At 40.7% G+C, this 13710-nt stretch carries 11 protein-coding genes; 2 read left to right on the forward strand and 9 right to left on the reverse strand.

Annotated elements, in window-relative coordinates; genetic code table 11:
- Window positions 1-210: 210 nt before the first annotated feature.
- The 3 genes from ACYQ2C_RS07160 to exaA all read right to left on the reverse strand — a co-directional run bounded on the left by ACYQ2C_RS07160 (window position 211) and on the right by exaA (window position 4259).
- Window positions 211-855, reverse strand: a complete 645-nt coding sequence (locus ACYQ2C_RS07160) for a response regulator (protein WP_460049859.1) — start codon at window positions 853-855, stop codon at window positions 211-213.
- A gap of 613 nt (window positions 856-1468) precedes the next feature.
- Window positions 1469-2098, reverse strand: a complete 630-nt coding sequence (locus tag ACYQ2C_RS07165; protein ID WP_460049857.1) for a pentapeptide repeat-containing protein — start codon at window positions 2096-2098, stop codon at window positions 1469-1471.
- A gap of 268 nt (window positions 2099-2366) precedes the next feature.
- Window positions 2367-4259: a quinoprotein ethanol dehydrogenase gene (gene exaA / locus ACYQ2C_RS07170; protein ID WP_460049855.1), complete on the reverse strand. Its 1893-nt coding sequence runs from the start codon at window positions 4257-4259 to the stop codon at window positions 2367-2369.
- Window positions 4260-4857: 598 nt separating this feature from the next.
- Between exaA and pedF the strand changes: the two genes are divergently transcribed.
- Complete coding sequence (pedF, locus tag ACYQ2C_RS07175) at window positions 4858-5292, forward strand: cytochrome c-550 PedF (protein ID WP_460049853.1); 435 nt, start codon at window positions 4858-4860, stop codon at window positions 5290-5292.
- Window positions 5293-5382: 90 nt separating this feature from the next.
- Window positions 5383-7452 (forward strand): 4Fe-4S binding protein, encoded by a 2070-nt coding sequence (locus ACYQ2C_RS07180; protein ID WP_460101345.1) that lies wholly within the window; start codon window positions 5383-5385, stop codon window positions 7450-7452.
- 277 nt (window positions 7453-7729) lie between these two features.
- Here ACYQ2C_RS07180 and ACYQ2C_RS07185 read toward each other — a convergent pair whose 3' ends face one another.
- The 6 genes from ACYQ2C_RS07185 to ACYQ2C_RS07210 all read right to left on the reverse strand — a co-directional run bounded on the left by ACYQ2C_RS07185 (window position 7730) and on the right by ACYQ2C_RS07210 (window position 13630).
- Window positions 7730-7924, reverse strand: a complete 195-nt coding sequence (locus tag ACYQ2C_RS07185) for a hypothetical protein (RefSeq protein WP_460049849.1) — start codon at window positions 7922-7924, stop codon at window positions 7730-7732.
- A gap of 98 nt (window positions 7925-8022) precedes the next feature.
- On the reverse strand, window positions 8023-8199 hold the full coding sequence (locus ACYQ2C_RS07190; protein ID WP_460049847.1) for a DUF1328 family protein: 177 nt from the start codon (window positions 8197-8199) through the stop codon (window positions 8023-8025).
- A gap of 558 nt (window positions 8200-8757) precedes the next feature.
- The gene (locus ACYQ2C_RS07195) at window positions 8758-10698 is read right to left on the reverse strand and encodes a response regulator (protein WP_460101342.1); all 1941 of its coding nucleotides are present in this window, start codon (window positions 10696-10698) and stop codon (window positions 8758-8760) included.
- A 570-nt stretch (window positions 10699-11268) separates the two neighbouring features.
- Window positions 11269-11715, reverse strand: a complete 447-nt coding sequence (locus tag ACYQ2C_RS07200) for a response regulator (protein ID WP_460049841.1) — start codon at window positions 11713-11715, stop codon at window positions 11269-11271.
- A complete protein-coding gene (locus ACYQ2C_RS07205) occupies window positions 11708-13192 on the reverse strand; it encodes a sensor histidine kinase (RefSeq protein WP_460101340.1) in 1485 nt (494 codons plus the stop codon). The genes ACYQ2C_RS07200 and ACYQ2C_RS07205 overlap by 8 nt, the downstream gene beginning before the upstream one ends.
- Before the next feature lie 237 nt (window positions 13193-13429).
- The gene (locus ACYQ2C_RS07210) at window positions 13430-13630 is read right to left on the reverse strand and encodes a histidine kinase dimerization/phospho-acceptor domain-containing protein (protein WP_460049837.1); all 201 of its coding nucleotides are present in this window, start codon (window positions 13628-13630) and stop codon (window positions 13430-13432) included.
- Window positions 13631-13710: the final 80 nt, after the last annotated feature.

Raw genomic sequence — 13710 nt, forward strand, 5'->3', positions numbered from 1 at the left:
ACCGAATGAATTATTTTTAGGGCAGCGAGTAGATTTACTTGCTGCATAATTGATTGCAGTTATTACTTGAAACCAAGAGTATTAAAAAAATAAAGCGTGAGAATAATTAAACGCTTAGTGTTTGGGGGCGGAGATTTTTGTGGGAAATTTTAAGAAGGTTTAAAACCTCTGTTTGGGCTATAAATAAACAAATCAGAGGTTTTGAAAAGGTTATTTTGAATCGGTAGATGATTGCAAAATGGCCTGCACGCGATTGGTTACGTTTAGTTTTCTTAAAATGGAAGAAACATGTGACTTAACGGTTGCTTCTGCAATGTTTAATTCGTAAGCAATTTGTTTGTTTGAACCACCTTTGGCCATTACTTCGTAGACTTGCAGCTCTTTTTTACTGAGTTTGGCGAGTAATTCGGGTTCAATTTTTAACGATTTTTCTTCGTTGCCTTTTTTGTCATCGGTATTGCGAATCACATCGGGTGGTAAATAAACCTGACCATCGAGTATTTTTTCGATGGCTTCACCCATTTGTGCACGGTCAGTGGATTTGGTAATAAAACCAACAGCTCCATAAGTCATTGCTTGTAAAACGATGTTTCTACTTTCTTCTGCCGATACGACTACCAAAGGTACCGCAGGAAAACGGTTGCGCAATTGCACAATACCATTCAAGCCTTCCATACCAGGCATATTGAGATCCAACAGAATTAGATCGAGTTCGGGGCTTGCATCTAGCGCTTCGATGGTTGAGTCGAAGTCTTGACTGTACACGGTTTCTACCTGTTCAAGCTGCTTTTCAAGCACCGTGGCAATCGCAAAGCGAAAAAGGGGGTGGTCATCTGCTATAAGGATTTTGTACATAACTTGTTCGCTATTTATTATTATCCAAGTATTTACAAGACAAAGAGCCAAAGCGGTTGAGGATATCGATACGGTTCAAGTAATACTTCATAATAAGCGCTATTGGAATAACCCACAAATTTAAATACATAAAACAATTTCTACAGAATACCGTCTTGCCAAAACTGATTTCGGTGACAGGTTGACTTCCACAGGCTGATTTGGCTCGCCTAATGTTGCCCCAACGGTAGCAACAAGTCTAGGTCAATGGTTGTCATACTGCTGTTTTATAAAAATAAATTAAAGCATATAAATTTGCGATTAAAACAAAACAAGCGTTTTTAATATATCGATAACGTCAATTTATACTGAAGAGTTTCTGATCTTGTTTGTCAGCAGAGTTTATGCTGCTGATTCGGATGTTGATATTTATGCTGTTTTTTTGGGGAGGTCTATCTAAAACACGGTTTTAGTGGCTATATTTTTATAAGTGATTTGAGATTCTTCTTACTCAGACAGAGCCGCGCGATTCTAATGATGCTTAAATGATCAAATAGAATTACAGGGTTTAGGTTAAATCCGTAAACCCTGTAGTGTTATTTAGTGCTGATTCGATCTAATCGATAGGCTTCTTTTAGTGCTGCCAGTCAAGTGGGCAAGCGTGGCAACCTTCCATAAATGCGTCTTGGAAAATGGCGTAGTGCTTTCTTGCACCTTCCAGTTCTGCATCGGCAAAATTGGCGTTGTAGAATTTAGCTTCTTGCAGATTAGCGTTTTTCATATTGGCACGAGACAAGTCGGCTTTTGGCAACCATGCTGCTTCAAGGTTGGCCGCTTGTAAATTGGCTTCGATAAGCTTGGCACCAGAAAGTCTGGCAAAGTTCAGATCTGCGCCGTGTAAATTTGCCTTATCGAGAGTCGCACCTTGTAAGAAGGCTGCCCAAGCGTTTATTGATTCTAGATTGGCACCGGTTAAATTTGCACCGCGCAGATTGGCGTGACGTAAATCGGCTCGGGCCAGATTGGCTCCGCGTAGATCTGCTCCTGCAAGGTTGGCATTACCCAGTTTTGCGTGGCGCAAATCGGCGTTACGTAAATCGGCTTTTGGGCAAACGGTAGCTGGTTTTATTTCACAGCCGTTTATGGTTGGAAATTCAGGCGGTAAATTCTCTTCATCGTCATCATCTTGTGCGATTGCGAAGCTTGTTATCATTGCTAGGGAAGCGCACATTGCTGCTTTCATTATGATTTTTATCGTGGCCATTTTAGGCTCCCTTATTATCGGTTAAAAATTCATTGATATTCCGTTGTTCGAGTTGTGCGCTGTGGTTTAACGGGTTTTACGATTCTGTGCAATAGCTCGAAGAAGCGGGGGTATGAGTAAACTTTTTAGCGTATTTACGCAGTATATTTACGTTTAAATTGCGCCAAAAGGTCAACTTAGATTGCTGTTCACAATTATTAATTATTTTTAGGTTCGATAAACGAAAAACAGGCCATAAAGGCCTGTTTTTCTATAGGTTTGAAGTCAATTAGTTGCTCGCAACGTTTTTGCCTTCACCTGCTTCTGCCCAAGATGGGATTTTGAATACCCAGAATGAGCCACCTTGTGGAACTGGTTTGGTTAGGTCAGCCATGTCACCACCCCATAGAGGTACTGCACCGCCGTAACCAGATGCTACACCAATGTATTGCTCGCCATCTTGTTCCCAAGTAACTGGAGAAGAAACGATGCCCGAACCAGTTTGGAATTTCCAAAGCTCTTCACCAGTTTTGGCGTTGAATGCTTTGAAGTAACCATCACCAGTACCGGTAAATACTAGGTTGCCTTTGGTTGCAAGAACACCAGCCCATAGAGGTAGACGTTCTTTATGTTCCCACTCGATTTCACCAGAAATTGGGTTCATCGCGCGAAGTACACCTACGTGGTCTTCGTACATTTTCTTAATACGGAAACCTTGACCTAGGTAAGCAGAACCTTTTTTGTAGTGAACTTCTTCAGTCCAGTAATCTTCTTTCCAGTGGTTTGCGCCAACGTAGAAGAAACCAGTATCTTGACTGTAAGCCATTGGGTTCCAGTTTTTGCCACCAAGGAATGGAGGAGAAACTTCAATTGCTTTACCGCGTTTTTCACCTGGCTCTGGAAGGGGTGGACGTTGACCTTCGTTCTCTACAGGACGACCAGTTTTAGGATCGATGTGAGAAGCCCAAGTAATGTTATCTACGAATGGGAACGCACGGATGAATTTACCATCTTCGCGGTTAACAACGTAGAAGAAACCGTTACGGTCTGCGTGAGCAGTGGCTTTAACAGTTTTACCCTTTTCTTCGTATTCGAAAAGAACAAGTTCGTTGTTACCAGAGAAATCCCATGCATCGTTAGGAGTGTGTTGGTAGAACCACTTAACTTCACCAGTAGTTGGATCAACACCTACTTGGCCTGACGTGTATAGGTTGTCCCAGTTACGTGGGTCATCACCTTTCTTGGTACGTGCCCAAGTGTTCCAAGGAGCTGGGTTACCGGCACCGATGATGATGGTGTTGTGTTCGATGTCAAAGCTTGAACTTTGCCAAGGAGCGCCACCGCCGTGATGCCAAGCTTCTACTAGCTCACCGTTTTCGTCACGTGGCCAGGTTGGAGCATTGATATCGCCGGTTGGAGTGCTTTCTTTACCGTTTAGACGGCCCATATGACCTTCAACGAAAGGACGCATCCAAATTTCTTCGCCAGTGTCTGGGTCGCGAGCAAACAATTGACCAACAACACCGAACTCGTCACCAGATGATCCGTGAATCAACATTACGCGACCGGTTTTTTGGTCTTTAACGATGGTTGGAGCACCAGTCATGGTGTATCCAGCAGTGTGATCGCCGAATTTTTTGTTCCATACGCGCTTACCAGTTTTTGCATCAAGTGCAACAACACGCGCATCTAGAGTACCGAAGAAAATTTTGTCGCCGTAAATTGCAACACCGCGGTTCACAACGTCACAGCATGGACGAATGTCTTCTGGTAGACGGTGAGAGTAGCTCCACAATTGCTTGCCGGTTTTCGCATCGAGTGCATAAACACGAGAGTAAGAAGCAGAAATGTAGATTACGCCATCGTGAACGACAGCTTGAGATTCTTGGCCGCGTTGTTTTTCGTCACCGAAAGACCATGACCATGCAGGAAGTAATTGTTTAACGTTTTTGGTGTTGATTTGCTTTAAAGGGCTGTAACGCTGTGCATTTACACCCATACCGTATTGCAAGACATCGTTAGTTGTTTTGTGATCGTCTGCGATATCTTTCCATGTTACCTCACCTACTGCGCCGAGAGACAAAGCTGACAAGGCTACGCCGGCGATACTGCCTAGGGCGAGTTTTTGTATGGTAGAAGATAACTTGGAGTAGCGCTGCTGCCGCTCGTTGGTGGGTTTCATACAATTCTCCTTATTATAAATTATAAGAAAATCGGAAAGAGAAATTTATTTGCAGTGCTAAGTCGTTGTATTTAACGACTACAAATAATTTTATTAGTGTAGTTAGTATTTTTGATATTGCCTGCCAGATTATTTTTGATTGAATTACCGATAAGAGCATTACTGTTAAAATAATTACCGATCAAAATTCAGCCCGAAACGGAATGCTAGCTTGGCGCGGTAAAAACTAACTCACAGTCACACTTACTTGAAATACCCATTAAGCACCTATTTATTCATTACTAAGTATTAATTCAGACTGACTATAAAATTCATCCTTTTTGATCCCTTAACAGGTGGGCATTTTTCTGCAACTAATTAACCAAAATATTCCTTACTAAGTAAGTTTTGACGACAGGTGCCGTTTGTTAGAATTGATTTGTCCCGGCATGGTAGTTGTCACTTAAAAAATAATAGAACCTAACTAGCATTTTGAAGTCTTGTGATCACCTTCCTTGACATTTTAATAAAGGAACGGGTGTTCACGAAACGTGGGCACAACGACTTTAACCAAGCGTACATTGATAAATTAATAAAAACCTCTTGAGAGGAGACTAAGATGGATTTCAAATTAAATTGTCTGCGCAGTTCTCTAGTTGGCATTTCGTTGTTTGTATGCAGCCAGTTTGCTCTTGCTCACGGTGACGTAGTACCACAAGCTGTTGATACTTCTGAACTTGAACAGCTGGGCGAAGAATGGCGCGAAACCAACCCGTACCGCGGTAACGAAAAAGCTATCACTCTAGGTGCTGGTGCGTACAACCAAAACTGTGCTCGTTGTCACGGCCTTGAGGCCAAATCAGGCGGTATCGCACCCGATCTTCGTGCTCTAGAGCCAGGAGATGGCGGTGATGAGTGGTTCCAATATCGTGTAAGAAACGGTGCTACTCGTAACGGTATTCCTTACATGCCGAAGTTTGAAGGCATTTTAACTCAGGAAGCTCTTTGGGCTATCCGTGCTTGGTTAGAAACTCAATACGATCCAGACGTATAATTGTCTCTACCCCCAAATGGCTCCCGAATACGGAGCCATTTTTTTTACAGTCCGCAAAAACGATAACAATAATTCCAGTGGGTATGTCTAATGTGGCGGTTTTTTACAGCTTTATTGCTGCTTTTTTCTATTTCTAGTTTTACTTTAGCAAATACTGATGACCCCGCTGGATGGGAAAAAGTATTTCCTAAAGCAACTTCTATTGGCGAAAAAGAATCGTCTCCACCGGTTTGGCCGGTTTATCAGGCGTTCGATAAAATCGGTTACGTCTTCCATTCTCTTGATTACATCACCATTCCAGCATTTTCGGGCGAGCCCGTCGATATGTTGGTTGGTCTCGATTTAAACGGAAAATTTACCGGTGTTGAGTTGATTGAACACCGCGAACCGATATTTTTACACGGATTAGGTGAAAAACCACTTCTAGAATTTATCACTCAATACGAAGGTTTAGGTATTCGTGACAACGTTAAAGTTGGTAGCGGTCACTCCGATACGGGCACCTATATAGACGGCATTACCAAAGCGACAGTTTCGGTTGTAGTCATTAATCAATCGATTGTTTTATCAGCTCTAGCGGTTGCCCGGCAAAAATTGGCGGGCTTTGAAGCCCCTGCTGAGGTTGAAATAAACCAAGACGCTTTTGAAAATTTGACGGTAGAAGAGCTCAACGAAAAAAATTACATAAAATCGCTGAGTTTTTCTGAATCCGAAGTTCAGCAACAACTAGCGGATTATTCGCAAAAGAACTGTACAGACTGCGAAAATGCGATCGATTTGCAATTTGGCTACCTTAATGTACCCACTATAGGTCGGCAAATCTTAAGTGATGATGATTATCAGCGGTTACTTGAAAAGCTAGAACCCAATGAGCATGCCATTTATATTGCTTCGCGGGGCGATTATTCATTTATAGACGATGACTTTGTGCCAGCTTCTGTGCCAGATCGAGTCATTATTCAGCAGGGCGGTTTTCCGATTGAAATTCGCGATTTGAATTTTTTCGATGTCTCCGAGCCACTAACCGATTATTTACAAAGTTTTGATCAGGTCAAAATTTTTCGTATTAAACCTCAAACCGGTTTCAATCCTTCGAGTTTTTGGGAATTGTTTTTAAACGTTAGCGCCGGAAGCGAGATACTTTACACGGTTCAAAACCATCAGTTTGGTCAAGGTTATCAGCTGCCTGAGCAACTTTTTATTAAAAAAGAAATTGTCGATACCGCCTCGCAGGATCAACCGGTTTGGGTGGCACTGTGGCAATCTAGAAAATTCCAGATTGCTATTATTGGTTTATCGTTGGTTGCACTGACGGTTATTTTTATCAACCAGCATAAATTGGTCAAAAAACCTAAGCGTTTTCACCAATTACGTTGGGCGTATCTGGTCTTCACTCTCGTTTACATTGGTTGGTATGCTCAAGGGCAATTATCGGTTGTTAATATTTATCCGATAATTCAGTCTGCTTTTACTGGTTTTAGAATTGATACCTATTTAAACGACCCCGTGTTATTTATTTTATGGTCTTATGTCTTTGTCAGTTTGTTTATTGTCGGTCGCGGATTATTTTGCGGATGGTTATGTCCGTTTGGTGCTTTACAAGAAATAGCTGCGTGGATCGCCAAAAAACTTAAGATTAAGCAAATCAAAATTAAAGAACCTGTGCACGAAAAACTGGTATGGGTGAAATACGTAATTCTGATTGGCCTGGTGGCTGTGTCTTTGTATTCGGTTGAAATGGCAGAAGTCTGGTCTGAGGTTGAGCCGTTCAAAACGTCAATTACATTACACTTTATACGTTCGTGGCCGTTTGTGGTTTACTCCGTTGTTTTATTGGGTCTAGGCTTATTTATTCATAAATTTTATTGCCGATATGTTTGTCCGTTAGGTGCCGGTCTCGCCATTTTAGGTTGGTTTCACAAAGTTGAATGGCTGACTCGTCGACAAGAATGTGGCTCTCCTTGCGCACTTTGCTACCATAAGTGCGAAATCAAAGCGATTAAAACAACGGGCAAGGTTGACTATAACGAATGTATTCAATGTTTAGAGTGTATTGTTTACTACGATAATGACGATTTATGTCCGCCGCAAATTGCTAAATCTAAGAAAGCGAAAAAGCAATCCGACAAAATAATACCTAGCTTAGCCGTAGAAGTATAAAATTTAAGATCGTCTGATTAACTCATGGAGGAATTAATCAGGTGTTTTAAAATAAAAAGGCACAAATAAAAAAGCGATCCTGTTAGAGATCGCTTTTTTTTATTGATACTTCAAGATATAGGAAGCTCTGATTAACTCGTCCATGATTTAATCAGAGCACAGAAATTGAAAATGCGATTTCCAATTTCTTCACAATTTCAATCACTTACGGTTCTTGAAATTGGCGACACATCCTTGTATCGCTGGAAACTCTAGGTTAATCAGAGTTTCCTATATATTAACAATCTGTATCTTTTGCGTTTACACCGTCTTTAACTTCTTCACAGGCATCTTCGATTTCATTACCGGCATCATGAATTGCTTCATCAATAGTTTCACCTGCATTTTCAGCAGTGCCATCTTCACAAGCGGCAATACCAAAAGTTGCTAACGAAATTACACCTGCGGCTAGGATAGATTTAATATTTAACATGATCTTTCTCCAGAATTTTTTAACGTAAATGTTGTTTAATATGTAAGTTGTTCAATCTGTAAATGGTTTTAGATGATGGCGGGTATTAAAACCCGGTTCTACACTCTTGGCGCCTTACCTCGCACTGCATTGGCAATGAGAGTGATAACCAATAAAACAACAAATAAAAAGAAAATAAACTTTGCAATACCAGCAGCCATGCCTGCAATACCACCGAAACCAAAAATCGCTGCTATTATCGCAATAATTAAAAACGTAAGTGCCCAACCCAACATAGTAAATTCCTCTTGTTAATTATTTAATTCGACAGTTATATAGCGACAGCCGTGCCAAGATTTATTTTTCTTTTTTTTGCTCAGTTTTAGTTGGATCTAGCGGTTAATTACGTAAGAACCGCAAAAAAGCTCTCGTGATTTGTAATTTTTTTAAAAGCTTTTTGCGTTAGCGCTGTAATCCTTTCATTTTTTACAGAAAAAAATTCAAAATAAGCTATGGCCTTTATGGCTGCGATGAAATTTGGGATGGTTGTGGGTAATTTTTTTGGATTTTAAAAATTTGATGTCTTTTTTGATAAAATTCAGAAGAGTTAAGGAGAGATGTTTTTATTTATAAAAATTCACGTGTACTTATAAGAACCTCTGATTAACTCATCCATGATTTAATCAGAGGGAAGAAATTGAAAGTGTAATTTCCAATTTCTTCACAATTTCAATCACTTACCGTTCTTGATGTTGGCGATACATCCTTATGTCACCGGGACCTCTGATTTAAATCACGGCGGATTCAATCAGAGATTTTCGTAGAATTTTGATATTATTAAGACGTATAAACGGTTAGATTCTTATCGCTTTTAATATTGTCTCGAGCTTTTCTAAATTAATAGGCTTTAGATATGCTTGATCAAATCCCGATTTCTGTAATTTTTCTGGATCTATCGATTCGCCACTGAGTGCGATCATGTATTTTGGCTTATTTGCTAATGAGCGAACAGTTTCGGCTAAAGCAAAACCACTTAATCCCGGTAGATTTAAATCCGAAAGAATAGCGTCATAGATGTTATGTTTCAGTAATTCGAGAGCCTCATTAACGCTAGCAACCGCATCCACCCGCACATCCATCAATTCCAGTAGCATGGTTGTTGCACTGCGTGCGTCGTCGTCGTCTTCTACTAATAATAAACTCGATTTAACCTCACTCGAATCTTCACCTTGATTTAGATATTTTGCTACGCATTGCCAAAGTTGCTTTTGATCAATCGGTTTACTTAAATGATCATTAAATCCCATGCGAATACTTTCGTCACGCTGATCTTTCATAGTCGCAGCTGTCAGCGCAATAACCGGTTGTTTAGCGCCTTGTTTACGCAGCGCCAGAAGTGTTTCACTGCCGGTCATGCGCGGCATTTGCATGTCTAAAATAACTAAATCGTAAGGTTGTTCAGTGGCCGTATTAAATTTATCAAGTGCGTCTAGGCCGTCAACGGCGTAATCCACCTCGGCGCCAGTCTGCTCGATAATATTACCGACTAAATATCGAATCTCTTCGACATCATCGGCAATGAGAATTTTACCCATAAGAGAAGGCGCTTGAGCAGGTGCTTGTTTTTCTTGAACATCCGATAATTCAAAATCAGTCCAAACATGGGTCTCAGGTATTTTATTGAGTAAGGTTACGACAAATTCGCTACCAACGCCCTTTAGACTGGTTACTGAAATATTACCTCCCAATTTTTCGGCCAGTTGTGAGCTAATCGCCAAACCTAAACCGGTGCCACCGGAGCGTTGTGGTGATTGCGCGTGCAGTTGAGAAAATGGCTTAAATAAATCTTTTAGGCTTTTTTGGGCAATACCGATGCCGGTATCTTTAATGGCAAAACTGAGTGTAATCTGGTCGTTATGGGCAGATGATGGTCTGGCCGAAATGGTTAAACTAACTTGCCCTGTATCTGTGAATTTAATGGCGTTGCCGATTAAATTTAAGAGAATTTGTCGCAGTCGAGTTGGATCACTGGTTATTACGCTCGGCACCTGTGTATCTGCAGAGACTACAAATGCCAAACCTTTATCGTTGGCGTTAACGCGCATTAAATAAAATATGTCATCAATAAAAGGTTGTAATTCGAATTCACGTTCTTCAATATCAAGCTTGCCAGCTTCTATTTTTGATAAATCTAAAACGTCATTGAGTAAACTTAATAAATGATGGCCGTTTCTTTTAATGATATTTAAATTATTCTTTTCTTGGTTTTTCGACACCTGACGTAGCAGTACGTCGGTGTAGCCTAAAATCGCGGTTAATGGTGTTCTAAGTTCGTGGCTTAAATGCGCTAGAAATTCGCTTTTTGCTTGATTTTCTGATTCTGCACGCAGTCGCTCAACTCGCTCAGTTTCCATTTCGCGACGCGAAATAGCATAGCGAATGGCGCGGGCTAAACGTGATGCCGTTAAATTTGATTTTACCAAGTAATCTACCGCACCTGCCGCTTGGGCTTCGGTATCTAGGCGGTCGTCGTCTTGGCCGGTTAGCATAATTATGGGTGCTTTAAATCCCAACTCACCCGCTTGTTTTAAAAGCTCAACGCCGTCTTCCGGGCCCAGCCGATAGTCCATTAAACAAACATGATGTTGGTCGAGTTGTAATTTTGATTTGGCTTCATCAATGGTGGTGGCCCAATCAAGGCTATACATGTCTGGATCGATTTCACGGAGCAGATCTCGTGTAATTATGTAATCGTCTTCGTCGTCTTCAACGAGTAGGAGATGTACTTTGGACATAGCTCACCATTTAATGCTGTTTTGTTACAAGGTATAAATGTTAGTAAAGAAAGTTCTAATTAATTTAATTGTGATTTAACTAGCATGATGTAATTGAGTGCATGAAAATTCGAAATTGTATTGCAATTTCTGGCCTCCGATTAAATTAGCGAGGAATTAAACGTCGTTATAACTTGCACAGTTTTACTGCGGTAGGCGCGTTATTAATAACCTTGTTATACCTTTTACCAAATATCATGATATACCCAAACCCCGTCCTAGCACTCACAACGAAGGTAAGGAGCGCGACTAATCCTACAGGCAAAACTCCCACAGGAATTGACCAGAACTTATCGAATGCAAGCCCTTCATAATATGGCATAACTCTCATGGTTAGCAGGCAAACAATAGTGATTATTGCTGATGTGTGTAATGTCTTGCTCCTATTCGATGGGTTTAATAGAGGGTTATGTATAACCTATTTATGAGAGCAATATTTTTAGATGTTGACTTCTAATCGGTTAATTTTAAAAACTTGCTCATAAAAAAAGTGGATTGAGATCCACTTTTTTACTGTTGCCACAAAATCTATTAATGGTCGTTAGGCATGGGAATTTCGACAAATTCCACCCAATACTTACCCAAAGCTTTCATGAGTTCTACCAAGCCTTGAAAGGTTACAGGCTTGGTTAAGTAAGACGCCGCCCCTAAATCGTAGCCGCGTAACATGTCTTCTTCTGTTTTAGAGGTGGTTAATATGACCACAGGAATACGCCGTAATTTAGGGTCGCTTTTTATTTCTGCCAAAGCTTCTCTGCCATCTTTACGCGGCATATTTAAATCAAGCAATATGAGACTTGGCCACGGATTGTTACCGGCAAATTCACCTTCGCCGCGCAAATATTGCAGTAATTCAACTCCGTCGTTTACAAAGTGTAATTCGTTGGTGACATGACCTTCAATCATGGCGTCACGTGCCAAGAGCTGATCGTCTTTGTCATCGTCAGCCATTAAAATAACCATGGTTTTTTTATCCATTTGGAGTGCCTTCTGTAAACGGGCTTATTTCTGTTCCAACCAGTTGATCTTTGGTTCGGGAATTTAAATAAAGTGTAAATGTAGAGCCTTCACCAGGAATACTATCAACTTCAATGGTGCCTTGGTGACGTTCGACAATTCTACGGCAAATGGCCAGGCCAATGCCGGTTCCCTCATACTTATCTCTACCGTGTAAACGTTGGAACGGCGTAAAAATCTTTTCAATGTATTTTTCATCAAAACCTATGCCGTTGTCTTTAACTTTTATCTCATAAACGGTATTTTCTAGTTCTCCCAATTTAACGGTTTCATAAACTTGGCACTCAATACTGATTTGTGGTTGGATGTCTGGTTGAGTAAATTTAATGGCGTTGCCAATAAGATTTTGGAACAACTGATGCATTTGAGATTCGTCGGCATCAATAATTGGTAGTTTTGTGGCCGTAACTTGAGCGTTACGTTCTTGAATTTTAATTTCTAGATTATCCAATACAACATTCATTACCTGATTAAGATCAACTGGACCAAACGGCTTGGCACGAGTTGATACCCGCGAGAATTCCAATAGGTCTTCAATGAGACGAGACATTCGCGATGCTGCGCTTTGCATTCGATCAATATAATCTTCTCCGTCACCTAATTTCCCGGCGTAAACAGATTTTAGTCGATCACCAAAGGCGCGAATTTTACGCAGTGGTTCTTGTAAATCGTGTGAGGCGACAAAGGCAAAATCTTGCAGCTCTCGGTTACTGCGTTGTAATTCATTTGAGTAATGCTCAAGTTCTTCGGTTCTTTGGTGAACCAACATTTCCAAGTGTTCGGCTTCAAGTAATTGAGTCTTTAATGCTTTTCTTATCAAGTAGGCAACCAAAATAACGAGCAACAGACCAACTGAGTTGGCAATCACAATGGTATACAACAAATTTTGGCGACTTCTGTGCGCTCGTTCAGATTGGCGCTCTAATAAATCGTATTCTAGCTCTTCCATGGTTCGAATCACTTCGCCAAGTTCCGCCATACTGTCGTAACTTTGGCGCATTTTTTCGGAAGAGATTCTGTAGGAGTCAGGGTCTGCCTGTTTTTGTAAAATATGGCTTCCAGCTTCTTGAAGGCGTTCTAAAATAACCAGTTCCAAGCGCTTGGTATTGTCAATCTGCTCAGGTATTTGAAAATCGTAATTGCGCATTTCAATTAAATTTTCATCAATGGTGCTAAGCGCAAAATAATAAGGGCCTAAATAGCTTTCTGCGCCAGTTAAAAAGAAGCCGCGTAAACCTAACTCGGCTTCTTGTACCGATGAATATAAGTCTTTGATAGTTCTTAATACAGATTTAGTAAGATTTGCGTCGTTTTCGTTTTCGACCAATTCACTAAGCGCGCGGTAGGATTGGGTGGCATTAATAGCAAGAAACCCCACTAAAACAATGATAATAATCGCCCAGCCGCGAAAGAACTTGGGTTTATTCCTATGAGGCATTTGTAACCGAGTCCTTGTTGTAGAGTATTTTTGTTGTTAGAGGTTTTACCGTTTTATCCGAAAACCAAAACCCAAGATTTTAAAGAAGACTCTATATATTAGAATTTCCAGTAGTGTGTGCCGCGGAGAATGTGTATTGATGTTTCACCGATACAATTTTTACCGTCGGATTAATTTAAGAATCTGTTAATCCAAGGCTCAAACTTCAATTTATAGAAGACACATTATTGTACCGTTTTAGTTTTCTATTGCATCGCTGGCTTCAAGTAGCTGTACGCAGTCTCTACATTCGTTGAGTATACGTTCGGCACTTTTTTGCAATTGTGTTGGATCGGGATTTTTCTGTGCAAGTAGCTTAATTAGTTCAGCGCTTACCGAAATAGTATTCAGCTTGTTGCGAATACCGTGGCGTAAATGACTTAGTTGTTCGGTTTGCATGAGAGTTACCTCTGTTCGCTCAATAACTTTTTGTTAGATTGACTTAAAGGAAACTCTGGCGAGCCTTAGTTTCCCAAAAC

It is taken from the genome of Sessilibacter sp. MAH3, assembly GCF_054658275.1.